Genomic DNA, 24,646 nt, shown 5'->3' on the forward strand with positions numbered 1-24,646 from the left:
CGCCAGTCCCGTCAGGTGCTCCGGGCCCGGCCCCCACGATCGCAGCAACGCCACCAAATGCTCCGCCGCCGGCGGGAGCGGCCGGTCTTCACCGGTTCGCTGGAGGGCCACGAGCACGCCGGTCACACCTCCCACGCCGGAACCGCGAGCAGTCCCTCGACGGTAGGAGAAAAACCGGCCACCACCCCAGCAGCCGAACGAGTGGTCGATCACCACCGTGCGTAGTGGCGCCGGGCTACGGCCGCGGGGTGTTGCGCAGGTTGGCCCGCGCCAGGTCGACCATCTTGCCGACGCCGCCGTTCAGCACCGTCTTCGTCGCCCCCAACGCGAACCCGCGCACCATCTCGCCGGTGATCCGCGGCGGGATCGACAGCGCGTTCGGGTCGGTCACCACCTCCACCACCGCCGGGCCGGGGTGGGCGAACGCCTTCTCCAGTGCGCCGCGCACGTCGTCCGGGTCCTCGACGCGCTCGGAAAACACGCCGCAGGCCGCCGCGATCGCCGCGAAGTTCACCGGGGCGTGGTCGGTGCCGAAGTCCGGGAGGCCGTCGACCAGCATCTCCAGCTTCACCATGCCCAGCGTGGCGTTGTTGAACACCACCACCTTCACCGGGACGTCGTACGCCGGCAGCGTCAGCAGGTCGCCCATCAGCATCGCGAGCCCGCCGTCGCCCGACAGCGACACGACCTGCCGGCCCGGCTGGGACAGCTGGGCGCCGATCGCGTGCGGCAGCGCGTTCGCCATGCTGCCGTGGCGGAACGAACCCAGCACGCGGCGGCGGCCGTTCGGCGTCAGGTACCGCGCGGCCCAGACGTTGCCCATGCCCGTGTCGACGGTGAACACCGCGTCGTCGGCGGCGACCTCGTCGAGCACCGAAGCCACGTACTCCGGGTGGATCGGCCGGCGGTGCTCGATCTTCGTCGTGTACGCACCGACGACCTTCTCCAGCTTCCGCACGTGCTCACGCAGCATCCGGTCGAGGAACGCGCGGTCGGTGCGGGGCCGCAGCAGCGGGAGCAGCGCGCGCAGCGTCTCCTTGACGTCGCCGTGCACGGCCAGGTCCAGCGGCGTGCGCCGGCCGAGGCGCGAGGCGTCGTGGTCGAGCTGGATCGTCCGGGCCTGCGGGAGGAAGTTGTCGTACGGGAAGTCCGTGCCCAGCAGCACGATCCGGTCGGCCTCGTGCATCGCGTCGTAGCAGGCGCCGTAGCCGAGCAGCCCGCTCATGCCGACGTCGAACGGGTTGTCGTACTGGATCCACTCCTTGCCGCCGAGGGAGTGCCCGACCGGTGCGGCGAGCTGCTCCGCCAGCGCCATGACCTCGTCGTGCGCGCCGCGCACGCCCGCGCCGGCGAACAGCATCACCTTCTCACCGGAGTTCAGCAGGTCGGCCAGTTCCCGGACGGTCTCCGGAGAAGGCACCGCGGGCGACGGCGTCACCAGCGGGAGGCGCTCGGTGAGCGGGCCGGTGGCCTTGCGGTCGGCCAGGTCGCCCGGGATGGTCAGCACCGCGACGCCGCCCTTGCCGACGGCGGCCTGCGTGGCGATCCGGAGCAGCCGCGGCAACTGGGCCGGGTCCGCCACCACCTCGCTGAAGTGGCTGCACTCGGCGAAGAGCCGGTCCGGGTGGGTCTCCTGGAAGAACCCGGTGCCGATCTGGTTCGACGGGATGTGCGACGCGATCGCCAGCACCGGTGCGCCCGAACGGTGGGCGTCGAACAGGCCGTTGATCAGGTGCAGGTTGCCCGGCCCGCAGCTGCCCGCGCAGACGGCGAGCTTGCCGGTCACCTGCGCCTCGGCCGCCGCGGCGAAGGCGGCGGTTTCCTCGTGGCGGACGTGGACCCACTCGATGCCGTCGGTGCGGCGGACCGCGTCGACGATCGGGTTCAGGCTGTCCCCGACAATGCCGTAGATGCGCTCGACCCCCGCGTCGCGCAGGGTCCTGACCAGTTGTTCCGCCACGGTAGCCATACCTCCAGCGTGGCCCCGGATGATCGATGCGTCCAATGCCTGATTGGCTGAACTTCCATACACTGGGGACATGGACGTCCAGACGCTGCGGCTCTTCCGGGAGGTCGCGGCCGGCGCCACCGTCACGGAGACCGCCGCGCGGGCGCACCTCACCCAGCCCGCGCTGTCCCGGGCCCTCCGGCGGCTCGAGCACGAAGCCGGGGCGGACCTCTTCCGCCGGTCGGGGCGAGTGCTGCGGCTGACGCCGGCCGGGCACGCCTTCAAGCGGCACGTCGACCTCGTGCTCGATCAGCTCGACCAGGGCCTGCGCGAGGTCGGCGAGATCGTCGCGCCGGACACCGGGGTCGTCCCGCTGGCGTTCCTGCACACGTTCGGCACCTGGCTCGTCCCCGCGGTGCTGAGCGGCTTCCTGCGCGAGCACCCCGGCACCCGGTTCGAACTGCGGCAGCACGGCGAGGCCGGGCTCGAGGCGGAGCTGCTCGACGGCACCGCGGACCTCGTCATCACCAGCGGCGACCCCGGGCACCTCCAGCTGCACTGGTCCCGGCTGCTCGTCGAGCCGCTGCGGCTGGCCGTGCCGCCGCACCACCGGCTCGCCGGGCGCCGGCGGGTCCGCCTCGCCGACGTCGCGGACGAGACGTTCATCCTGCTGCGGACCGGTTACGCCCTGCGGGAGACGACCGAGCAGCTGTGCGCCGAAGCCGGATTCGCCCCGCGCATCGGGTTCGAAGGCGACGAAGTCGAGACACTGCGCGGGCTCGTCACCGCCGGGCTCGGCGTGTCCGTGCTTCCGTTGCCGCACACGGCGGCGTTCCCGGCACCGCACCTGGAACTGACCGATGTGGACGCTGCGCGCGACATCGGGCTCGCCTGGGCCGCCGGGCGGAACCTCCCGCCGCCCAGCGAAACCTTCCGCCGGCACGTCCTCGCCACCGTGCCCGCGCAATTCGACAGTCCACAAGGGACGCTGTGAGAAGTGCCGTACGGGCCCGCGAAATCGCCGCCGGTGTGCGAGGGTGGAGGCATGGTCGCCGCGCTGAGATCCTTCCTGCTGTCCTGGACCTCCGTCACCCCGGTGCTCGGCGTGCTCGTGCTGGCCCTCGCCTGGGGCCGCGACCTCGGCCCGGTCTTCGTGGCCGTCGTCGCCATCGCGCTGGGGGCGACCGTGCTGGCCGCGGTGCACCACGCGGAGGTCGTCGCCCACCGCGTCGGGGAACCGTTCGGCTCGCTGGTGCTCGCGGTGGCGGTCACCGTCATCGAGGTCGCGCTGATCGTCACGATGATGGTGTCCGGCGGTCCGGAGGCCGGTTCGCTCGCGCGGGACACGGTCTTCGCCGCCGTCATGATCACGACCAACGGCATCGTCGGCATCTCGCTGCTGGTCGGCGCCCGCCGCTACGGCTCGACGCTGTTCAACTCCGAAGGCAGCGGCGCCGCGCTGGCGACGGTCGCGACGCTGGCCACGCTGAGCCTGGTGCTCCCGGCGTTCACCGCCAGCACACCCGGGCCGGCGTTCTCCCCCACGCAGCTGACGTTCGCGGCTTTGGCGTCCCTGGTGCTGTACGGGACGTTCGTGCTGACGCAGACGGTGCGCCACCGCGACTTCTTCCTCCCGGTGGCGGCCGACGGCGCGGTCAAGGAGGACGACCACGCCGACCCGCCGTCGAACCGGGCGGCGCTGGGCAGCCTGGCGCTGCTGCTGGTGGCGCTGGTCGCGGTGGTCGGGCTGGCGAAGGTGGAGTCGCCGGCGATCGAAGCCGGGGTGCGCGCCGCCGGGTTCCCCCAGTCGTTCGTCGGCGTGGTGATCGCGCTGCTCGTTTTGCTGCCGGAGACGCTCGCGGCCACGCGCGCGGCCCAGCGCGACCGGATGCAGATCAGCCTCAACCTCGCGTACGGCTCGGCGATCGCCAGCATCGGCCTGACGATCCCGGCGATCGCGCTGGCGTCGGTGTGGCTGCCGGGCCAGCTGCTGCTCGGCCTGGGCTCGACGCAGATCGTCCTGCTCGCGCTGACGGTGGTGGTGAGCGTCCTGACGGTGGTCCCCGGCCGGGCGACCCGCCTCCAGGGCGGCGTGCACCTGGTGCTGCTGGCGGGCTTCCTGGTCTTGGCGATCAATCCCTGACCCCGCCGCGCTCATGGAGCTGGCGTCGCTGCAGGAGTTCGTGGGTCCATGTCGTGTGGCGCCGGCGTAGTTCGGACGCGGTGAGGTCCGGGCGGCCGAGGTCGCGGTAGTTGGGGACCCAGTCTTCGACGGTTTCGTGCGACCGGGCGAGTGTCCACAGGTCCCACAGGTGCGGGTCGCGGACCGTGGTCCCGCCGGCTTCTTCGTAAGCGTGGAGGAACACGTCGGCCAGGTTTCGGCCGTAGAGCAGGTAGAGGTCGAAGCGACACCAGCCGAGGTCGTAACCGGCCGGTCCGCGGGCCGCTCCTTCCCAGTCGATGACGCCGATGAGCGTGCCGTTGCGCCAGATCACGTTGCCCGATTGGTAGTCGCCGTGCGTCAGCACCAGAGGTGCGGCTCGGCGGTGCCGGGCAGCCGGCTGATCAACACCCACGACGGAGTCTTGCCGTCCTCGTCACCACGGGCGAGAAGGCGTGGGGCGAGACCGCCCAAGGTGTCGATCGCGGTGAGGGCCCGTTCCTCGTCGGCGGCCGCCGGGTCGCCGGCGGGGAACACGCGAAGGATCATTTCGCGCCGGGGAGCGGCGGTCCGGATCAAGCAGGTTGTCGCGTGAGAACCGCCGGCGAGTGGCCGAACGGCGTCGAGGGTTGCCGAAGGTCCGGCCAGCCTGGTCGCCGTGGCCAGTGCCGCGGGCGGCGCGGCGGACGTCGGGGCATCTCGGCTCAACCCCTGACCCGCGCCGCCGCGCGCAGTGAATGACTCATTCACGCGTTCGGGCCGGCTCGGACACCGTGAGGACCTCGATGCCGACCACGCAGGTGTCGTCGTCCGTGTCCGCCGTGCTGTAGGTCAGCAAGGTGTCCAGCTGGTGCTCGAGGCCGCCGTCGTGGCCGTCGACCAGGGTCACCAGGCGGGACACCGAATCCTGGACCGGGCGGTCGCGGCGCTCGATCAGGCCGTCGGTGTAGATCAGCAGGATGTCGCCCTCGGCGAGCTGCAGCTCGTCCTCCTCGTACGTCACGTCGCGGACCGCGCCGAGGAGGGAGCCGCGGATCAGGGGCAACGTCGTCGCCGTGCCGTCGCGGTGGCGGACGATCGGGGGCAGGTGCCCGGCCCGCGCCCAGCGCAGCTTCCGGTGCGCCGGGTCGTAGACCGCCGCGACCGCCGTGGCCGTGACGTGGTCGGTCAGGTGGTAGGCCACCAGGTTCAGCCACGTCAGCAGCTGGGCGGGCCCGGCGCCGGTCGCCGCGAGGCCACGCAGGGCGTTGCGCAGGCTCACCATCCCGGTCGCCGCGTCGATGCCGTGCCCGGCGACGTCGCCGACGCACAGCAGCACCTCGCCGGTCGGCAACGCGACCGCGTCGTACCAGTCGCCGCCGACCAGGTGCTCCTTCTCCGCCGGCCGGTAGCGGACCGCCGCGCGCAGGCCCGGCATGTCGATCGGGCCCTTGGCCGGCGGCATGATCGCGTGCTGCAGCTGCAACGCGAGCCGGTTGCGCTCGATCGCCTCCTGCTCGGTCTCGGCCAGCCTGTCCCGCGTCGCGGCCAGCGCCACCTCGGTCCAGTGCTGCGACGAGACGTCCTGGTAGGCGCCGCGGACCGCGACCAGCTCACCGCGGGCGTCGACGACCGGCTCGGCGACCACCCGGATGTGCCGGGCGACGCCGTCGGAGCGCTGCAGCCGGAACGCCGTCGACGACGGCCGCTTGTGGTGCAGCACCGCACGCAGGAACCGGCCGATCGCCTGCGCGTCGTCCGGGTGCGCGTGCGTGGCCAGCTCGTGCAGCGACAGCGGCGTCGCGTTCGGCGGCAGGCCGTACAGCGAGAACAGCTCGGTGTTCCAGGTGATCACGCCGGTGACGACGTTCTCCTCGAAGCCGCCGATGCGCCCGAGCCGCTGCGCGTGCTGCAGCAGCACCGCGAGCTTCGCCGCGTCGTCCTGGATGCGCAGGATCAGCAGCACGTTCCCGGCGAAGCGCGTCACGCTGACGTCGGTGAGCACGGTCAGCGGCACCTGGTCGACCAGGGTGGTGATCGCCATGCTGTCGGCCCGGAACGGCTCGCCGGTGGCGTAGACGCGCTGGATCTTGTCGAGCAGCCCGCTTTCCTCGGCCGCCAGCGGGTACGCCTCCAGCAGCCGCGTGCCGACGATCCGGCTGCGCGGGCGGCCGCCCGGGTCGGCGAACCGGACGTTCGCGTGGTGGATGCGGAAGTCGCTGAGCCGGTTGCCGCCGTCGACGCACGGCGACAGCAGCACCGCCGGATCGTGCAGGCCGTCGATGAAGTCGACCAGTTCGCCGAGGAAGTCGCCGGAGCCGCCGGCGGCCACCGGCGCGACCACGCCGTCCCAGGTGTCGAGGGTGTGCGCGCACAGCTCGGCCAAGGCCTCCAGCTGCCGTCGCTGGCGTCCGGGCTCCGGGGGCAGCGGCTCCGGCCAGCACATTTCGACGACGCCGATGATCCGCCCGCCGGTGCCGGTGGGCACCGTGACCCGGCCGCCGCCGGACAGCGTGTGCTGCCCGATCGAGGGCAGCCCACCACCCGCGAGCGTGGGGAACCAGACGGTGTCGCGCTCGAGCAGCGCGCTGCGGGCGGGGGTCGCCACGCCGGGCGGGACGTAACACCAGCGCGCCGCTTCCTCGGCGGAGAACCCGGCCGAACCGGCCAGCGTCAGCGACCCGTCCGGCCCGGCGAGCCACACCGCGACGGCGGTCGCGCCGAGCGGCCGCAGCGCGTGCTCCAGAATGGACTCCGCGACGCGCTGGGTGTCCCCCGCCGCGAGCACGCCGCTCTCGGCGGTCCGCAGCCGCACCGCGACGGACTCTTCGCCCTCGGCCCGGGCCAGGAACTCCTGCGTCACCTCGGTGATGCGGTCCTCGGCCGCCTCGCCGACGACGTCCGCGGCGAACTCCAGCGGCGTCATCCCGGAGCGCTCGGCCAGCGACTCGAGTTGCTTCGCCGCGTCCGACGGCGTGCAGTGCAGGCGCTCCATCAGCACGCCCTTGGCCAGCTCGATCAGCCCGCGGCCGTCCGCGACGGCGTGCGCGTGGTCGACCTCGCCGCGCAGGCGGGCGACGGTGTCGGCGAGCCGGGCGAGGTTGGCCGACACCTCCGCCGGCGAGGGCAGCACGGGCACGCCCTGGTCTTCGGCGGGCAACCGCTCGTCCCCGATCACGCCGTCACGTGCCGCTTGATGCGGGCGACCAGGTCGTCCGCATCGACCGGTTTGGTGACGTAGTCGGTCGCGCCCGAGGCGAGGCTCTTCTCCCGGTCGCCCGGCATCGCCTTGGCCGTCACCGCGACGATCGGGATCCCGGCGTGCTCGGGCATCGCCCGGATCTTCGCCGTCGCGGTGTAGCCGTCCATCTCCGGCATCATCACGTCCATCAGGATCACGTCGATGCCGGGGTGCGACGCGACCGTCTCGACGCCCTTGCGGCCGTCCTCGGCGTGCAGCACGTGCATGCCGTGCAGTTCCAGGATCCCGGTCAGCGCGTAGACGTTGCGCGGGTCGTCGTCGACGATCAGCACCGTCCGGCCGGCCAGCGTGGTGTCGACGTCGGCCGGGCGCACCGGCGCGGCCGGTTCGTCCGGGCGGACCAGCGGCAGCACCGCACCGGGCTCCTCGGCCGACAGGTGCAGCGCGATCCGCTCGCGCAGCTCGTCCAGCCCGGACAGCACCTCCAGCGACGGCACGTCCGCGCGGGACTGCACGAGCTGTTCGAGTTCGCCGTCGAGCCGGCGGCTGTTGTGCGCGAGCACCGGCACCAGCCGCAGCGCGCTGTCGCCCTGCATCGCGTCGAGGAAGGTGAACGCGGTCCGGTCCGGCAGGTCCAGGTCGAGCACCACGCAGTGGTAGGCGTCGGTGGCGAGCGCGGCGGCCGCCTCCTGCGTGCCGACCGCCGTCACGACTTCCACGTCCGCGGGCGAGAGGCCGATGTCCCGGCTGTCGGCCAGGTCCGACGCCGCGCTTTCGGCGACGAGCGTCAGCAGCCCGTGCTGACGTTCCTCGACGACCAGAAGCCGCCGGTGGGCCCGCGGCCCGGACGCCGGGACGAAGGCGCCGGAATCGGTCGTCGCGACCTCGGTGCCGGGGTGCTCCCCCGCGGGCAGCTGCGCGAAGTCCGGCCGGGCCACCGGCAGCGCGAAGACGAACGTGCTGCCCTCGCCCAGTGTGCTTTCGGCGGTGATGACGCCGCCGAGCAGCTGCGCGATCTCGCGGCTGATCGACAGGCCGAGCCCGGTGCCGCCGTACTTGCGGCTGGTCGTGCCGTCGGCCTGCTGGAACGCGCCGAAGATCGATTCGAGCTGGTGCTCGGCGATCCCGATGCCGGTGTCGGTGACCCGGAAGGCGACCGCGGGCCCGTGCACCCGCAGCGGCCGGGGCAGCCGGTCGGAGTCCACCGGCTCGATGTGCAGCTCGATCCCGCCGATCTCGGTGAACTTGACCGCGTTGGACAGCAGGTTGCGCAGCACCTGCCGCAGCCGGGAGTCGTCGGTGAGCAGCTCGGTGGGCGAGCCGGGGGCGACGGTGATCCGGAAGTCCAGGTTGCGCTGCGAGGTCATCGGCCGGAAGGTCGCCTCGACGTAGTCGATGAGCTGGCGCAGCGACACCTGCTCCGGGGTGACGTCCATCTTCCCGGCCTCGACCTTCGACAGGTCGAGGATGTCGTTGATCAGCTGCAGCAGGTCCGAACCCGCGGAGTGGATGATGCCCGCGTACTCGACCTGCTTGGCGGTGAGGTTGCGGGTCGGGTTCTGCGCGAGCAGCTGCGCGAGGATGAGCAGGCTGTTGAGCGGGGTGCGCAGCTCGTGGCTCATGTTGGCCAGGAACTCGGACTTGTACTTCGACGCCAGCGTCAGCTGCTGGGCGCGGGCCTCCAGCTCCTGGCGGGCCTGCTCGATCTCCAGGTTTTTCGTCTCGATGTCGCGGTTCTGCGTGACCAGCAGCGCCGCCTTCTCCTCCAGCTCGGCGTTGGAGGACTGGAGTTCCTCCTGCCGCGCCTGCAGTTCCTCCGAGCGGGCCTGCAGTTCCGCGGTCAGCCGCTGCGACTCGCCGAGCAGCTCGTCGGTGCGGGCGTTGGCGACGATGTTGTTGACGTTGACGCCGATCTGCTCCATCAGGAGCTCGAGGAACGCCCGGTGCACCGGCGTGAAGCCGTGCACCGACGCCAGCTCGATCACGCCGAGCACCTGGTCCTCGACCACGATCGGCAGCACGATCAGGCTGGCCGGCGTGGTGCTGCCGAGGCCGGAGGAGATGGTGGCGTAGCCGGGCGGCACGTCGTCGACGGCGATCGCGCGGCGGCTGCGGGCGGCCTGGCCGACCAGCGACTGACCGACGCGGAACCGGGCCGCCGGGCCATCCCCGTCATCCGGGTGGCCGTACGCGCCCACCAACCGCAGTTCCGGGACCTCGGCGGTGTCGTCGGCCAGGTAGAAGGCCCCGTACTGGGCGTTGACCAGCGGGACGAGCTCGTCCATCACCGCGGCCGCGACGACGGCGAGGTCGCGGCGGCCCTGCATCAGCCCGGTGATCGTGGCCAGGTTGGACTTGAGCCAGTCCTGCTCCTGGTTCGCCCGCGTGGTCTCGCGCAGCGACTCCACCATCGAGTTGATGTTGTCCTTCAGCTCGGCGACCTCACCGGAGGCGTCGACGGTGATCGAGCGGGTCAGGTCGCCCTCGGCGACCGCGCTGGTGACCTCGGCGATCGCGCGGACCTGGCGGGTGAGGTTCCCGGCCAGCTCGTTGACGTTCTCCGTCAGCCGCTTCCACGTGCCCGACACGCCTTCGACCTCGGCCTGGCCGCCGAGGCGGCCCTCGCTGCCGACCTCGCGCGCGACCCGGGTGACCTCCGCGGCGAACGCCGAGAGCTGGTCGACCATCGTGTTGATCGTGGTCTTGAGCTCGAGGATCTCGCCGCGGGCGTCGACGTCGATCTTGCGGGTCAGGTCGCCCTGCGCGACGGCGGTGGTCACCTGGGCGATGTTGCGGACCTGGCCGGTGAGGTTGTTCGCCATCGAGTTGACGTTGTCGGTGAGGTCCTTCCACGTGCCGGCGACGTTCGGGACCCGGGCCTGGCCGCCCAGCATGCCCTCGGTGCCCACCTCGCGGGCCACGCGGGTGACCTCGTCCGCGAACGCCGACAGCGTGTCGACCATTGTGTTGATGACGTCGGCCAGCGCCGCGACCTCGCCCTTGGCCTCCACGGTGATCTTGCCCGACAGGTCGCCGCGGGCGACGGCCGTGGCGACCTGCGCGATCGAGCGGACCTGGCCGGTGAGGTTGGACGCCATGACGTTGACGTTGTCGGTGAGGTTCTTCCAGGTCCCGGACACGCCGCGGACGGTGGCCTGGCCGCCGAGGTTGCCCTCGGTGCCCACCTCACGCGCCACCCGGGTGACCTCGTCCGCGAACGCGGACAGCTGATCCACCATCGTGTTGATGGTGTCCTTCAGCTCGAGGATCTCGCCGCGGGCGTCGACGCGGATCTTCTGGGACAGGTCGCCGCGGGCGACCGCGGTGGTGACCTGGGCGATCGAGCGGACCTGCGCGGTGAGGTTGTCGGCCATGACGTTGACCGACTCGGTGAGGTCGTGCCAGGTGCCCGAGACGCCCTTGACGTCGGCCTGGCCACCCAGCCGGCCCTCGGTGCCCACCTCCCGCGCGACGCGGGTGACCTCGTCCGCGAAGGACGACAGCTGGTCGACCATTGTGTTGATCGTGTTCTTCAGTTCGAGGATTTCGCCGCGGGCGTCGACGGTGATCTTCTGCGAGAGATCGCCCTTCGCGACCGCCGTCGTCACCTGGGCGATGTTGCGGACCTGGTCGGTCAGGTTGCCCGCCATGAAGTTCACCGAATCGGTGAGGTCCCGCCAGACGCCGCCGACGCCGGGTACCTGGGCCTGGCCGCCGAGGCGGCCTTCGCTGCCCACCTCGCGGGCGACGCGGGTGACCTCGTCGGCGAACGACGACAGCTGGTCCACCATCGTGTTGACGGTGTCCTTCAGCTCGAGGATCTCACCGCGGGCGTCGACGTCGATCTTCTGCGACAGGTCGCCCTTCGCGACCGCGGTCGCCACCTGGGCGATGTCACGGACCTGGGTGGTCAGGTTGCCGGCCATGGCGTTCACCGAGTCGGTGAGGTCCTTCCAGGTGCCGGACACGCCGGGGACCTTCGCCTGCCCGCCCAGCTGCCCCTCGCTGCCGACCTCCCGCGCGACGCGGGTGACTTCGGAGGTGAACAGCGAGAGCTGGTCGGCCATGCCGTTGAACACCGTGGCGATCTCGCCGAGCAGGCCGTCGGCCCCGCCCGGCAGCCGGATGCCGAAGTCGCCGTCGCGGACGGCGGTCAGGCCGGCCAGGAGGCGGCGCAGCTCCTGCTCCCCGGCCTCGCCCACGCCCGAGGCGTCCGCCCCTGGGCGCACACCGTCGACCATTGCCCCGCTCATCCGTCACCCGTTTCTTCGTTCGCCGGCGCCCACGGCGCCGTCCGCTGTGCACACCGGATGGCTCAGCATAGTGCAGCTGCACTAAGCTGATGGGCAACGGTTGAGCAACCAGCCGCGCCCGTGTTCACGCGCGCTTCCCAGGCGGTGCTCGAAGCCTTTCCTTCTCTCCCAGGCCATCCGGCCGCATTGACCCGTTCGGCTGAACGCCGTTCCGTAGTTCGGCGGCACGCGTCCCGGCGCTGCTGCCGAGCTTCGCCGCGCCCGGATTCATCGTCCGGTATGGACACTCCACTGTGGAGTCGCGGACACGCGCCTCACAGCCAGTCCTTCTTCTTGAACAACGCGTACAACCCCACCGAAAGCACCAGCAAGACGATCGTCGAGGCCCAGAACCCGCTCGGCTCGCCATTGCCCGGGTACGGCACGTTCTGGCCGTAGAACCCGGTCACCGCGGTGGGCACCGCGATCACCGCGGCCCAGCCGGTGACCTTCTTCATGATCAGGTTCAGCCGGTTGCCCTGCAGGTTCAGCTGGGTCTCCCGGACCGTCGCGATCAGCTCCCGCAGCGCTTCGGTCTGCTCGGCCGCCTGGCGGGCGTGGTCGTGGACGTCCTCGAAGTACGGGCGGGTCAGCTCGTCGGCCAGCCGCAGGTCCGGCCGCATCAGGGAGCTGATCACCTCGCGCATCGGCAGCACCACGCGACGGAGCGCGGTGAGGCTCTTGCGCAGCCGGAACGAGCGGCGCTGCAGTTCCGAAGAGTCCGGGCGGTCGGCGAAGACCAGGTCCTCCAGGGCTTCGACCTCGTCGTCGAGCGCCTGCACGGCTTCGTACTGCCCGTCGACGACGTGGTCGAGCAGCCCGTGCAGCAGGAAGGACACGCCGGACTTCGCCAGTTCCGCTCCCTGGTCCCAGCGCCGCACGACCGGCTCGATGTCGAAGCCGTCGTCCTTGCGCACGGTCACCAGCGCCCGCGGGGTGACGAACGCGCCGAGCTCGGCGGTGGCGACCCGGCCGGTGCCGGCGTCGAACCGCACCGCGTAAGCGGACAAAAAGGCGTGGCCGTCGTAGCGGTCGAGCTTGGGCCGCTGGTGTTCGGAAACCGCGTCCTCGACGGCGAGCCGGTGCAGGCCGAGTTCTTCGGCGAGCCGGGCCAGATCCGCTTCGGTCGGCGCGCAGAGGTCGACCCACACCGCGGTGCCCGGCTCGGCCAGGAACTCCGACACGTCCTCGACGGGGAAGTCTTCCTTCTGCAGCACGCCGTCGCGGTACACCCGGGTTCTGGTCATCCTTCACGGTTACCCGGCGCGGTGACGGCTCACACGAGGCCGCGACCGGCAAGGCCTTCCCCTGCGGCACGAATCATATATTATTTGCGATATGGTTCTCGAGCGGCCCGGCAAGATCATCGCGCTCCACCTCAACTACCGCTCCCGCGCCGCCCAGCGCGGCCGGGTGCCGGAGCAGCCGTCGTACTTCCTCAAGCCGCCGACGTCCGTCGCGGTGAGCGGCGCCGTGCTCGAGCGGCCGGCGGGCACCGAGCTGCTGGGCTTCGAAGGCGAGATCGCGCTGGTCATCGGCCGCACCGCCCGCCGCGTCGCCCCCGAAGACGGCTGGGCGCACGTCGGAGGCGTCACCGCGGCCAACGACTTCGGCGTCCACGACCTCCGCTACGCCGACAAGGGCAGTAACCTGCGATCCAAGGGCGGCGACGGCTTCACCCCGCTCGGCCCGGCGGTCCTGCCGGCCGCCGGCCTCGATCCGACCGCCCTGCGCCTGCGCACCTGGGTCAACGGCGAACTGGTCCAGGAAGACTCCACCAGCGGCCTGCTCTTCGGCTTCGGGCGGCTGGTCGCCGACCTCTCGCAGCTGATCACCCTCGAACCCGGCGACGTCGTCCTGACCGGTACGCCCGCGGGCGCGTCGGTCGTCGTGCCCGGCGACGTCGTCGAGGTCGAGGTCGACACGGACGGGCACACCACCGGCCGGCTGGTGACCACGATCGCCGGTGGGACCGTCCCGTTCGGACCGTACGGTGCGCTCCCCCGGGTCGACGAGAAGCAGCGCGCGGACGCCTACGGGACAACCGCACCGGCGTTCGAACTGACCGCGTCCCTGACGGACCGGATCGAGTCCGTCGGCACCGCGACGCTGTCGGCCCAGCTGCGCAAACGCGGGTACGACGCGGTGTCGATCGACGGCCTGACCTCGACCCGGCCGGGCACCCGGCTGACCGGCCGCGCGCGGACGTTGCGGTTCCTGCCCTACCGCGAAGACCTGTTCGAGTCCCGTGGTGGCGGCTACAACGCGCAGAAGCGCGCGATCGACGCGCTCGGCCCCGGCGACGTCCTCGTCGTGGAGGCCCGCGGCGAACGCGGCACCGGCACGGTCGGCGACCTCCTCGCGCTGCGGGCGCAGGTGCGCGGCGCGGCCGGGATCGTCACCGACGGCGGGGTCCGCGACCTGGCCGCGGTGTCCGGTTTGGACATTCCGACCTACCACGCCGGGCCGCACCCGGCGGTGCTCGGCCGGCGGCACGTGCCGTGGGACGTCGACGTCGCGATCGCCTGCGGCGGGGCGGCGGTGTGCCCCGGTGACGTGATCGCCGGTGACGGCGACGGCGTGCTCGTCATCCCGCCGCACCTGGTCGAAGAGGTCGTCGACGCCGCGGTCGAGCAGGAGCGGCAGGAGACGTTCATCGCCGAGCAGATCGCCGCGGGCGAGCGCGTCGAAGGGCTCTACCCGATGGACGAGCACTGGCGCGGGCGGTACGCCGCCTGGCTCGCCTGCCGCCGCCCCTGACGCAGGAAGGAAGACCCATGCGATTCCGCTCCGACCCCCGGGCCGTCCGCGGGTCGATCGCGCCGCTGGTGACGCCGTTCACCGCCGAGGGCGCCGTCGACCACGACGGTCTGGCGAACCTCGTGCGCTGGCAGCTCGCCTCGGGCACGCACGGCATCTCGATCGGTGGTTCCACCGGCGAACCCGGCTCGCAGACGATCGCCGAGCGGGCGGAGGCCATCCGCACGGTGGCCGCGGAGGTCGGCGACCGCGTCCCGTTCCTCCCCGGCACCGGCTCGGCGAAGCTCGACGAGACCCTGGAGCTGACGGCGCTGGCGCGGGACGCCGGGATCGACGCCGCGCTCGTCATCACGCCGTACTACGCGCGACCGACCCAGGACGCGCTGTTCGTCTGGTACCGGACGGTCTGCCGGGAGTACCCGGACCTGCCGATCGTCGCCTACAACGTGCCGAGCCGGACCGCGGTCGACCTCGCGCCGGAGACCGTCGCGCGGCTGTTCCGCTCGTGCGACAACTTCGTCGGGATCAAGGAGACGACGAAGGACTTCGAGCACTTCTCCCGGGTGCTGCACCTGTGCGGCCGGGAACTGCTGGTCTGGTCCGGGATCGAGCTGCTCGGCCTGCCGCTGCTGGCCCTGGGCGGCGCCGGGTTCGTCAGCGCGACGGCGAACATCGCGCCGGCCGCGTGCGCCGAGATGTACACGGCCTGGCAGTCCGGCGACCACGAACGGGCGCGGGAGCTCCACTACGGCCTGCACCCCCTGGTCGACCTGCTGTTCGTCGAGACCAACCCGGCGCCCGCGAAGTGGCTCCTCGAACAGCGCGGGCTCATCGCGTCCGGGCACGTGCGACCGCCGCTGATCTCGCCGACCGGGCGCGGGATCGCGCGCATCACCGAGCTGATGGCCGAAGGCGCGAAGTACCTCTCGCCGGCCGATGGCTTCACCGTGGCGGGCAAGCGATGACCCGCCACGTCCCGGCCGGGCTGCCGGGCGAGCTGAAGCACTACATCGGCGGCGAGCTCGTCGGCAGCGTTTCGGGCCGGACGTTCGACGTGCTCGACCCGGTTTCGAACACGCCCTATGCGACCGCCGCGGCAGGTCAGGCCGAGGACGTCGATCGCGCGGTCGCGGCCGCTCGCCAGGCGTTCACCGAGGGACCGTGGCCGCGGATGCTGCCGCGGGCCCGGGCGCAGGTACTGAACAAGATCGCCGACGCCGTCGAGGCCCAGGACGCGCGGCTGGCCGAGCTGGAGACCTTCGACACCGGCCTGCCGATCACCCAGGCGCTCGGGCAGGCGCGGCGCGCGGCCGAGAACTTCCGGTTCTTCGCCGACCTCGTCGTCGCGCAGGTCGACGACACCTACCAGGTGCCCGGCCGGCAGGTGAACTACGTCCACCGCAAGCCGATCGGCGTCGCCGGGCTGATCACGCCGTGGAACACGCCGTTCATGCTGGAGAGCTGGAAGCTCGCGCCGGCGTTGGCTTCGGGGTGCACGGTGGTGCTCAAGCCGGCCGAGTTCACCCCGCTGTCGGCGAGCCTGTGGGCCGGGATCTTCGCCGGTGCCGGGCTCCCGCCGGGGGTGTTCAACCTGGTCAACGGCTTCGGCGAGGAAGCGGGCGACGCACTGGTCAAGCACCCGCACGTCCCGCTGATCTCGTTCACCGGCGAGACCACGACCGGCCGGGCGATTTACCGCAACTGCGCCGCGCACCTCAAGGGCATGTCGATGGAACTGGGCGGCAAGTCCCCGGCGATCGTCTTCGCCGACGCCGACCTCGACGCCGCCATCGACTCGACGCTCTTCGGCGTGTTCTCGCTCAACGGCGAACGGTGCACCGCCGGCAGCCGGATCCTGATCGAGCGGCCGGTCTACGACGAGTTCTGCGCGCGGTACGCGGCACGCGCGGCGAACATCGTCGTCGGCGACCCGCACGACCCGGCCACCGAGGTCGGTGCGCTCGTGCACCCCGAGCACCACGCCAAGGTGATGCGGTACGTCGAGCTGGGCAAGACCGAAGGCCGCCTGCTCGCCGGCGGCGGCCGCCCGTCCGGTTCGGACAGCGGGAACTTCGTGGCGCCGACGGTGTTCGCCGATGTTCCCCCCACCGCCCGGATCTTCCAGGAGGAGATCTTCGGGCCGGTCGTCGCGCTCACCCCGTTCGACACCGAAGCCGAAGCGCTGAGCCTGGCGAACGACGTCGAGTACGGGCTGGCCGCCTACCTGTGGACGACCGATCTGCGGCGGGCGCACACCTTCGCGCAGTCGATCGAGGCCGGCATGGTCTGGCTGAACTCGCACAACGTCCGCGACCTGCGCACCCCCTTCGGCGGGGTCAAGGCGTCCGGCCTCGGTCACGAAGGCGGCTACCGGTCGCTCGACTTCTACACGCACCAGCAGGCCGTCCACGTCTCGCTCGGGCCGGTGCACCCGCCCCGCTTCGGCACCGTCCGGAAAGGACAGTCATGACCGCCACCCCGCCGGACGTCCTCCGGTGCGCCTACGCCGAGCTCGTCGTCACCGACCTGACCGCGTCGCGGGCGTTCTACGTCGACGTGCTCGGGCTCGTCGTCACCCACGAAGACGCCGGCGCGTTGTACCTCCGGGCGTTCGAGGAGTACCTGCACCACTCGCTGGTGCTGCGGAAGGGATCGACTCCGGCGCTCGGCGTGCTGGCCTACCGGGTGCGGAGTCCCGCCGACCTCGACCTGGCCGAGGCGTACCACCGGGAGCTGGGCGTGCGGGTGGAACGCCGTCCGGCGGGCGCGACACGCGGGATCGGCGAGGCCGTGCGGGTGCTCGACCCGCTGGGCTTCCCGGTGGAGTTCTTCCACGAGGCCGAGCACGTCGAGCGGTTCACCCAGCGCTACGACGTCCACGGCGCCGGCGCGCTGTCGCGGTTGGACCACTTCAACCTGGACACCCCGGACGTCCCGGCGGCCCGGGAGTACTACGAAGGCCTGGGGTTCCGCGTCTCGGAGGACATCCGGGACGCGGCGGGGACGGTGTACGCGGTCTGGATGTTCCGCAAGCCGACGGTCCACGACGTGGCCCTGACCGGCGGCGACGGCCCACGGCTGCACCACCTCGCGTTCGCCTCGCACGAGCGGCACCAGATCCTGCACATCTGCGACCACCTCGGCGCGCTGCGCAAGCCGGAGGTGATCGAGCGCGGACCGGGCCGGCACGGCGTGTCGAACGCGTTCTACCTGTACGTCCGCGACCCCGACGGGCACCGCATCGAGGTCTACACGCACGACTACTACACCGGCGACCCGGACAACCCGGTGCTCACCTGGGACGTCCACGACACCCAGCGCCGCGACTGGTGGGGCAACCCGGTGGTGCCGAGCTGGTACACCGACGCGTCACCGGTGCTCGACCTCGACGGCGCGGTCCAGCCGGTCGTCGAACGAGCCGAGCCGCGCGAAGCCGGCGTCACCGTCGGCGCCGACGGGTTCTCCTTCGGTACCGGGCAGGCGGAGCTCAAGCTAGGCGAGCAGGTGTGAGAACCACGCGCGGGTGCGGTGCAGGAGGTCGAGCTGGTGGCCGCGTTCGCGGAACGAATGGCCCTCCCGCGGGTACACGACGAATTCGTGCTCGCGGTCGCCCAGGGCGTGGTGCAGGAGTTCGGCCTGCGAGAGCGGGACGTTCGTGTCGTCTTCGCCGTGGATGATCAGGACCGGGGTGGCGATCCGGTCCGCGTGGGTGATCGGGCTGTTTTCCCGGCCACCGAGGGCGAGGTCGTACCGGCCGTACTCACCGGTCGCGGCGAGCAGGGGCCAGTCGATCACGCCGGCGACGACGACGGCCGCCTTGAAGCGATCCGTGTTCGCGACGGCCCAGGCGGCCATGAACCCGCCGTGGCTCCCGCCGCTGATCCCGAGCCGGTCTCCGTCGGCGACGCCTTCTTCGACGAGGAGGTCGATGCCGGTGAGGAGGTCGGTGAACTCCGCGCCGCCGACGTCCCCGGCGACGCTCGCGGCGAAGGCGTGACCGTGGCCGAGGCCGCCGCGCGGGTTCGGGAGGAACACCGCGAACCCGGCCGCGGCCAGCCACTGGCCGCACCGGAACCAGCCGACCTGGAACTGGTCGGCGTAGCGGTCGTACGGGCCGCCGTGGACGATGGTCACGAGCGGGAACGGTCCGTCGGCGCGGGTCCGGCCGGGCGGGAGGATCAAGAGGCCGTCGAGTTCCCAGCCGTCGTCGGCGCGGTAGGACAGGCGTTCCTGGGTGCCCCAAGCGATCCCGCGCAGCTGCGGTTCACCGAGACGGGTGAGCGGGCCGACGGGCGGTCCGCAGTGGACGGCCTCGGGCTCGGTGGCGGTGCTCCCGACGACGGCGATCCGGCCTCCGCCCGCACTCAGGTGCTGGAGGCCGCCGGTCACGCGGCAGAGCTCGGTGAAGGTGCCGGAGGCGGGGTCGAGGCGCCGGATCGTGGTGTCGAGACCTTCGGCGAACAGGGCCAGCAGTGAGCCGTCGCCGGATTCGCCCAGTTCGACCGGGCAGACGCTCATCCCGGCGGTGAGGTTCCGGTGGTCGCCGGCAGCGAAGACCGCGGTGCCACCGATCAGGCCGGGCGGGGTGATGCCGAGGTAGGCCAGGTGCCACCCGGTTTCGTCGCGCCACCAGGTGAGCGACGAGGATTCCCGCGCCGGGACGCCCAGCTCCTGCCGCGCACCGGTGGCCGGGTCGAGCAGGTGCAGAGCGGGTTCGTACATGCCGGGCTCGCGATCGGCGGCGGACCAGGTGAGCACGGCCAGGGCGCGGCCATCCGGCCGCGCGGCGGCTTCGACGACGTGCCGCGAGCCGAAGTCGCCGAGCGCGCGGACGGCGCCGGTCGACGGGTCGAGCAGCCAGAGCCGATCGGGCCGGTCGACGGTGTCCCAGGTGGGCCGGGAAGGTGGGGCGGTGGTCGGGGCCGCAGTAGCGGTGGTGGTGGTGGTGCCGGTATTCGCCGGAACTGAGCCGCTGCTCGCGGGACGGACGATCCGGACCCGTGGATCCGGCGCCGTGGCCTTCTCCTCCGGCGCGAGGAACACCACCGAGCCGCCGTCCGGCATCAGCTCGAAGGCACTGATTCCCGCACGCCAGTCCGTCAGCTGCTCCGGCGCGCCGCCTTCCCTGCCGACCCGGTGCAGCTGCGCCGTTCCGCGGTCGGCGCGGTCCGAGAGGAAGTACACCGACCCGGAATCCGGCGACCAACGCGGCTCCTCGTCCTCCGCCGCGCCGGTGACAAGCTCCCGAGGCGGCTCACTGCCGTCCGCGGGGCCGAGCCACAGCCCGCTCTCCGGATGCTTCCCCGGCCGGCCCACCGGGGCGCTCACGAACGCCACCCACCGGCCGTCCGGTGACAAGCGCGGTGTCCGCGGTACCAGCCGGTCGACCACGGCCTCTGCCGTCAACTCCCCCATGATCCCCAGTGTGCCATCACCCGCGGGCGGCGGGTTTCCCCTCCGGCACCATCGCCAGCAACCGCTCGTGGTCACCCGCCTCACGCAGGACCGGGGCCTCCAGCGTGCCCGCGTCCGGGTCGTCCGCGCGGACCGCCGCCAGGAAGCGCACCACTGCTCGGGGGTCCGGGAGGACTTCGCCCCCCAGGTAGGCCAGGACGGTCGCGGCCTCGCCGGTGGCGTCTTCGATGGCCGCCGCCCAGCCGTGCACCTCGTCCCAGACCAGGGCCAGGTCGTGGCCGGGGAAGCGGGACAACCGCCAGTCGAGGGCGATGTAGGCCGCCGCGGGCGTTCCCGCGTCGAGCGTGCAGGACTCCCAGCCCACGCCCACGGCCCGGGCCACCGCCCCCACGTAGCCCCGCAACCCCCGCTCGAACGAGAACTCCGTGTCGCGCCCGAAGTCGATCAGAATGCTCAACGCCGCCTCGCTTTCCCCGTCCCGCCGCGGGATCCTCCGCGGTCACCCGATCGGGTACCCCGGCCTCACGCTGCTCAATCCCGGCGAACCGGACGCCGGACGTCGTCTATCCGGCGACAATTCCCTTGTCATCGTTTCGATGACATGTTAGAACCGGAGTACCCGAAGAGAAAGGCGATCCACCCCCGTGACCGCATCGATCGAACTCCCGACCGGTTACCAGCACCCCGCCGTCCCCGCGCTGCTCGGCTACCTCCGCGACGTCACCAGCGAGCTCGGCATCGGCCTCGAGTCCTGCACCCTTGACCACGACAGCCCGGTTTCGGCCTACGTCGCCCTCGACACCCGGCTGCCGCACTACCCCGACCGTGACGTCGCCCTGCTGTGGGACGAGGAACGCGGCTGGGCCGCGGCCATCGAGACGCATTCCGGCGAGGACCTGATCGTCCTGCGCTACCTGGGCGGCCCCACCGTCGCCCCGCCGCCGCGCCGGGTCGCGCGGTTCGTCACCGCCCTGCACGAAGACGACCACACCGTGGGACGGCCCGACCCGGTGCACCTCCGGACCGCGGGCGACGCCGCCGCGCTCGCCGCGCTGCTGCGCCGGCCGGCCGTGGCCCGATGACGGCGCCCCTGCCCCTGCCCGAGAGCTTCGCGCTGACGTTCCGCGGCTACGACCGCGAGCAGGTCGACGAGCGGATCGACGAGCTCCTCGCCGAAATCCGCCTGCTCACCGTCGATCGCGACGCGGCCGTCGCCGAGGCCGGGCACCTCGCGCGGCAGCTCGAACGGGCCCGGGCCGACCACGCCGAGCTGACCGCCCGCGCCGACCGGCTGTGCCGTACGCCCGCCGATCCGGCCGCGGTCGGCGACCGCGTCCGGCACCTGCTCGGCCTGGCGCACGCCGAAGCCGACGGGATCGTCACGACGGCCCGGGAGCGCGCCGCCGCGATCGTCCGCGACGCGGAAGAGGCCGCGGACCGGCGCACCGCGGACGCCCGCGCGCAGGCTTACCGGATCGTCGACGACGCCCGGCGCCGGGCCGGCCGGCTGGCCGCGATCGAGCGGCGCACCGCCGACCGGCTGCGGCAGATCGACGCGTTCCTCGCCGACGCGGAAGCGCTCCTCGACGAGCAAACGCCGCTGCGCGCCGTCGCCTGACGCCCCGCGGTCGACTCGTTTTCCCGATTCGCGAGACGGGATTGCGGCATTCCGGCGCTCGATGAGCCACCCGGGCCCGCGGTGAGGCAGGATCAAGGGCGTGACCATCGATCAGGCCGGGGTGCCCGAGGCCCGTCCGGGCCCGGCTTTCCCCGAGCACGAAGCCCGCGTCGACGCCCTGAGACAGCAGCTCAGCGCGATCAGCGGCGAAACCACGATCCGCCTGGCCAAACGGACGTCGAACCTCTTCCGCTCCCGCACCGCGGCGAACCACCCCGGGCTCGACGTCTCCGGGTTCAGCCACGTCCTGCGCGTCGACCCGGACAACCGCACCGCCGACGTCGAGGGCATGGTCACCTACGAGCAGCTCGTCGACGCCACGCTGCCGCACGGCCTGATGCCGCTGGTCGTGCCGCAGCTGAAGACGATCACCCTCGGCGGCGCGGTGACCGGGCTCGGCATCGAGTCTTCGTCGTTCCGCAACGGCATGCCGCACGAATCGGTGCTGGAGCTCGAGGTGCTCACCGGGGACGGCCGGATCGTCGTCGCCACGCCGGACAACGAGCACCGCGACCTCTTCCACGGCTTCCCCAACTCCTACGGCACCCTCGGCTACGCCCTGCGGCTGCGGATCCTCCTGGAGCCGGTGAAGCCGTTCGTGCGGCTGCGGCACGTCCGCCACCACGACCGCGGGAAGTTCTTCGAGGCGCTGGGCGAGATCTGCGCGAAGAGCGAACACGAGGGCGAGCACGTCGATTTCGTCGACGGCACGGTCTTCGGCCCGGACGAGCTGTACCTGACGCTCGGGACGTTCACCGACACCGCGCCCGCGACGAGCGACTACACCTGGCTGGACATCTACTACCGCTCGATCCAGCGCCGGGAGACCGACCATCTCACCATCCGGGACTACCTCTGGCGCTGGGACACCGACTGGTTCTGGTGCTCGCGGGCGTTCGGCGTCCAGCACCGGCTGCCGCGGCTGCTGCTCGGCCGCCGGTTCCTGCGGTCCTCGGTGTACTGGAAGGCCGTGGCGCTCGACCGCCGGTTCCGGATCGCCGAGCGGCTGCTGAAACTCCGGCGGCTGCCGCCGGAGGAAACGATCGTGCAGGACATCGAGGTCCCGCTCGGCCGGGCCGCGGAGTTCCTCGAGTTCTTCGAGCGGGAGATCCCGATCAGCCCGGTCTGGATCTGCCCGCTGCGCCAGCGGCCCGGCGGGGTCCGCTGGCCGCTGTACGAACTGGACCCCGAAGAGCTGTACGTCAACTTCGGGTTCTGGTCGTCGGTGCCCCTCGACCCCGGCGAGCGCGACGGCGTGCACAACCGGATGGTCGAAGCCGAGGTCACCCGGCTCGGCGGCCACAAGTCGCTGTACTCGGACAGCTTCTACACCGAAGATGAGTTCTGGCGGCTCTACAACGGCGACGCCTACCGGGAGCTCAAGCGCGCCTACGACCCGCGTGAGCGGTTGCTCGGCCTCTACGAAAAATGCGTCCGCCGCCGGTGAAAGGAACGAACGTGACCCAGGAAAACATCACCGTCGGCGCCGTCTTCGAGCGGCTGCTCGGGCCGCGCGCCGAGGTGTCGATCACCGCCTACGACGGCAGCCGCAGCGGCCCGGCCGACGCGCCGGTGGGCATCGAAGTGCGCTCACCGCTGGCGCTGGACTACCTGATGTCGTCCCCCGGTGACCTCGGCCTCGCCCGCGCGTACGTCGCCGGCGCGCTCGACGTCAAGGGCGACCTCTACACGGCGCTGCGCGCGCTGGCCACGCAGGTCGACCAGCTCACCCCGGCCGACCGGCTGTGGCTGCTGCGCAAGCTCGGCCCCCGTCACCTGCGGGTGGTCAAGCCGCCCGCCGAGGAGCACCCGAGCCGGTTCCGGCGCGGGATGACGGCGCTGCGGCACTCGAAGGTGCGCGACAGCGAGGCCATCGCCAGCCACTACGACGTGTCCAACCGGTTCTACGAGCTGGTCCTCGGCCCGTCGATGGCCTACACGTGCGCGGTGTTCCCGCACGAGGGCGCCACGCTGGAGGAGGCGCAGGCGAACAAGTTCGACCTGGTCTGCCGGAAGCTCGGCCTCAAGCCGGGGATGCGGCTGCTCGACGTCGGCTGCGGCTGGGGCGGCATGGTCGCGCACGCCGTCCGCCACTACGGCGTCGAGGCCATCGGCGTCACCCTCTCCCGCGAGCAGGCCCAGTGGGGGCAGAAGAACATCGTCGCGCTCGGGATCGCCGACCGCGCCGAGATCCGGCACCTCGACTACCGGGACGTCACCGAAACCGGGTTCGACGCGATCTCGTCGATCGGCCTGACGGAGCACATCGGCGCGCGCAACGTGCCGGGGTACTTCCGCTTCCTGGCCGGCAAGCTCAAGCCGCACGGGCGCCTGCTCAACCACTGCATCACCAACCCGGACACCAGCGTCGCCCACCGGTCGCGGGGCTTCATCGACCGCTACGTCTTCCCGGACGGCGAGCTGGAGGCGCCGGGCGAGCTCATGACCGCCATGCACGACGCCGGGCTGGAGGTGCGGCACTCGGAGAACTTCCGCGAGCACTACGCGACGACGCTGGCCGGGTGGTGCGCCAACCTCGACGAGCACTGGGACGAAGCCGTCGCCGAGGCCGGTGCCGGGCGAACCCGGGTGTGGGCGCTCTACCTCGCGGCCTGCCGGTTGGCCTTCGAACGGCGCGAGATCGAACTGCACCACATCCTGGGCGTCCGGACCGACAGCGAGGGCGGGATGAGCATGCCGCTGCGCCCCGATTGGGGAGTTTGAGACCAGGGCGTGCCATGTGCGCGAGGTTCTGAGACAATGGTCTTGAGACCGGGCGTCCGAACGGGGCGTCCAGGCTCACTACACAGAGTAGGTATTGGTATGGCTCAGGGCAGTGTCAAGTGGTTCAACGGCGAAAAGGGCTTCGGCTTCATCGCGCAGGATGGCGGGGGCCCGGACGTGTTCGTCCACTACTCCGAGATCCAGGGCAGCGGCTTCAAGTCGCTTGACGAGGGTCAGCGCGTGGAATTCGAAATCGGCCAGGGCCAGAAGGGCCCGCAGGCCCAGCGCGTCAACGTCATCTGAGCCACGAGGCACCCGAAGGCCCTCGCCCCCACCGGGGCGGGGGCCTTTCTCGTGTGCGGCCATCCGGTGTCCCGGCCCTCGGCCACACTGCGCGTTCACAACGATCCGGTAACCTGGGCAGAGGCGAGAGCACCTCGTACGCCGGCGTCCCGCCGGCCTCACTCTCGCCGTGTGGCCCTTGAGG

Annotated in this window: 19 protein-coding genes; 11 read left to right on the top strand and 8 right to left on the bottom strand. The window is 71.9% G+C overall.

Features of this window, described 5'->3' with window-relative positions; all coding sequences use genetic code 11:
- Nucleotides 1-235 precede the first annotated feature (235 nt).
- On the bottom strand, nucleotides 236-1,969 hold the full coding sequence (locus ACFVYA_RS24720; RefSeq protein ID WP_285991591.1) for a pyruvate dehydrogenase: 1,734 nt from the start codon (nucleotides 1,967-1,969) through the stop codon (nucleotides 236-238).
- 70 nt (nucleotides 1,970-2,039) lie between these two features.
- On the opposite strand from ACFVYA_RS24720, the gene ACFVYA_RS24725 reads away from it, so the two are divergent.
- Together ACFVYA_RS24725 and ACFVYA_RS24730 are read left to right on the top strand one after the other, a co-directional pair.
- Nucleotides 2,040-2,942: a LysR family transcriptional regulator gene (locus ACFVYA_RS24725; protein ID WP_387048250.1), complete on the top strand. Its 903-nt coding sequence runs from the start codon at nucleotides 2,040-2,042 to the stop codon at nucleotides 2,940-2,942.
- 51 nt (nucleotides 2,943-2,993) lie between these two features.
- Nucleotides 2,994-4,091, top strand: coding sequence for a calcium:proton antiporter (locus ACFVYA_RS24730; RefSeq protein WP_387048252.1), 1,098 nt, complete (start codon nucleotides 2,994-2,996; stop codon nucleotides 4,089-4,091).
- On the opposite strand, the gene ACFVYA_RS24735 is transcribed toward ACFVYA_RS24730, so the two are convergent.
- The 5 genes from ACFVYA_RS24735 to ACFVYA_RS24755 all read right to left on the bottom strand — a co-directional run bounded on the left by ACFVYA_RS24735 (nucleotide 4,081) and on the right by ACFVYA_RS24755 (nucleotide 12,829).
- Nucleotides 4,081-4,476 carry a phosphotransferase family protein gene (locus tag ACFVYA_RS24735; RefSeq protein WP_387048254.1) on the bottom strand — a complete coding sequence of 132 codons (396 nt, stop codon included), beginning with the start codon at nucleotides 4,474-4,476 and terminating at the stop codon, nucleotides 4,081-4,083. The two genes, ACFVYA_RS24730 and ACFVYA_RS24735, sit on opposite strands and share 11 nt — an antisense overlap.
- On the bottom strand, nucleotides 4,470-4,658 hold the full coding sequence (locus ACFVYA_RS24740) for a hypothetical protein (protein ID WP_387048256.1): 189 nt from the start codon (nucleotides 4,656-4,658) through the stop codon (nucleotides 4,470-4,472). Before ACFVYA_RS24740 ends, ACFVYA_RS24735 begins: the two co-directional genes overlap by 7 nt.
- Nucleotides 4,659-4,851: 193 nt before the next feature.
- Nucleotides 4,852-7,266, bottom strand: a complete 2,415-nt coding sequence (locus tag ACFVYA_RS24745) for a SpoIIE family protein phosphatase (protein WP_387048257.1) — start codon at nucleotides 7,264-7,266, stop codon at nucleotides 4,852-4,854.
- Nucleotides 7,263-11,531 carry a HAMP domain-containing protein gene (locus ACFVYA_RS24750; RefSeq protein WP_387048293.1) on the bottom strand — a complete coding sequence of 1,423 codons (4,269 nt, stop codon included), beginning with the start codon at nucleotides 11,529-11,531 and terminating at the stop codon, nucleotides 7,263-7,265. Before ACFVYA_RS24750 ends, ACFVYA_RS24745 begins: the two co-directional genes overlap by 4 nt.
- Nucleotides 11,532-11,857: 326 nt before the next feature.
- Nucleotides 11,858-12,829, bottom strand: coding sequence for a magnesium transporter CorA family protein (locus tag ACFVYA_RS24755; RefSeq protein ID WP_387048258.1), 972 nt, complete (start codon nucleotides 12,827-12,829; stop codon nucleotides 11,858-11,860).
- 91 nt (nucleotides 12,830-12,920) lie between these two features.
- Between ACFVYA_RS24755 and ACFVYA_RS24760 the strand changes: the two genes are divergently transcribed.
- The 4 genes from ACFVYA_RS24760 to hpaD are packed head-to-tail and all read left to right on the top strand — an operon-like array spanning nucleotide 12,921 to nucleotide 17,852.
- Nucleotides 12,921-14,342: a fumarylacetoacetate hydrolase family protein gene (locus ACFVYA_RS24760; protein ID WP_387048260.1), complete on the top strand. Its 1,422-nt coding sequence runs from the start codon at nucleotides 12,921-12,923 to the stop codon at nucleotides 14,340-14,342.
- Nucleotides 14,343-14,359: 17 nt separating this feature from the next.
- Entirely contained in the window at nucleotides 14,360-15,307 is a 948-nt protein-coding gene (gene dapA / locus ACFVYA_RS24765) for a 4-hydroxy-tetrahydrodipicolinate synthase (RefSeq protein WP_387048262.1), read from the top strand.
- Nucleotides 15,304-16,812: a 5-carboxymethyl-2-hydroxymuconate semialdehyde dehydrogenase gene (hpaE, locus tag ACFVYA_RS24770; RefSeq protein ID WP_387048263.1), complete on the top strand. Its 1,509-nt coding sequence runs from the start codon at nucleotides 15,304-15,306 to the stop codon at nucleotides 16,810-16,812. Before dapA ends, hpaE begins: the two co-directional genes overlap by 4 nt.
- Complete coding sequence (hpaD, locus tag ACFVYA_RS24775; RefSeq protein WP_387048265.1) at nucleotides 16,809-17,852, top strand: 3,4-dihydroxyphenylacetate 2,3-dioxygenase; 1,044 nt, start codon at nucleotides 16,809-16,811, stop codon at nucleotides 17,850-17,852. The genes hpaE and hpaD overlap by 4 nt, the downstream gene beginning before the upstream one ends.
- On the opposite strand, the gene ACFVYA_RS24780 is transcribed toward hpaD, so the two are convergent.
- Nucleotides 17,835-19,757 carry a S9 family peptidase gene (locus ACFVYA_RS24780; RefSeq protein WP_387048266.1) on the bottom strand — a complete coding sequence of 641 codons (1,923 nt, stop codon included), beginning with the start codon at nucleotides 19,755-19,757 and terminating at the stop codon, nucleotides 17,835-17,837. The genes hpaD and ACFVYA_RS24780 overlap by 18 nt on opposite strands.
- A gap of 16 nt (nucleotides 19,758-19,773) precedes the next feature.
- Nucleotides 19,774-20,214: a DUF6292 family protein gene (locus tag ACFVYA_RS24785; RefSeq protein ID WP_387048267.1), complete on the bottom strand. Its 441-nt coding sequence runs from the start codon at nucleotides 20,212-20,214 to the stop codon at nucleotides 19,774-19,776.
- Between the two features lie 187 nt (nucleotides 20,215-20,401).
- Between ACFVYA_RS24785 and ACFVYA_RS24790 the strand changes: the two genes are divergently transcribed.
- The 5 genes from ACFVYA_RS24790 (at nucleotide 20,402) to ACFVYA_RS24810 (ending at nucleotide 24,462) form a co-directional block, all read left to right on the top strand.
- Nucleotides 20,402-20,839: a DUF6292 family protein gene (locus tag ACFVYA_RS24790; RefSeq protein WP_285991579.1), complete on the top strand. Its 438-nt coding sequence runs from the start codon at nucleotides 20,402-20,404 to the stop codon at nucleotides 20,837-20,839.
- Nucleotides 20,836-21,375 (top strand): DivIVA domain-containing protein, encoded by a 540-nt coding sequence (locus tag ACFVYA_RS24795; RefSeq protein ID WP_387048270.1) that lies wholly within the window; start codon nucleotides 20,836-20,838, stop codon nucleotides 21,373-21,375. Before ACFVYA_RS24790 ends, ACFVYA_RS24795 begins: the two co-directional genes overlap by 4 nt.
- A 100-nt stretch (nucleotides 21,376-21,475) precedes the next feature.
- The gene (locus ACFVYA_RS24800) at nucleotides 21,476-22,882 is read left to right on the top strand and encodes an FAD-binding oxidoreductase (RefSeq protein ID WP_387048271.1); all 1,407 of its coding nucleotides are present in this window, start codon (nucleotides 21,476-21,478) and stop codon (nucleotides 22,880-22,882) included.
- Complete coding sequence (locus ACFVYA_RS24805; RefSeq protein ID WP_387048273.1) at nucleotides 22,864-24,159, top strand: class I SAM-dependent methyltransferase; 1,296 nt, start codon at nucleotides 22,864-22,866, stop codon at nucleotides 24,157-24,159. Before ACFVYA_RS24800 ends, ACFVYA_RS24805 begins: the two co-directional genes overlap by 19 nt.
- Before the next feature lie 99 nt (nucleotides 24,160-24,258).
- Nucleotides 24,259-24,462: a cold-shock protein gene (locus tag ACFVYA_RS24810; RefSeq protein ID WP_093947269.1), complete on the top strand. Its 204-nt coding sequence runs from the start codon at nucleotides 24,259-24,261 to the stop codon at nucleotides 24,460-24,462.
- Nucleotides 24,463-24,646: the final 184 nt, after the last annotated feature.

The sequence above is a fragment of the Amycolatopsis sp. NPDC058278 genome (genome assembly GCF_042881395.1).
Classification (GTDB): domain Bacteria; phylum Actinomycetota; class Actinomycetes; order Mycobacteriales; family Pseudonocardiaceae; genus Amycolatopsis.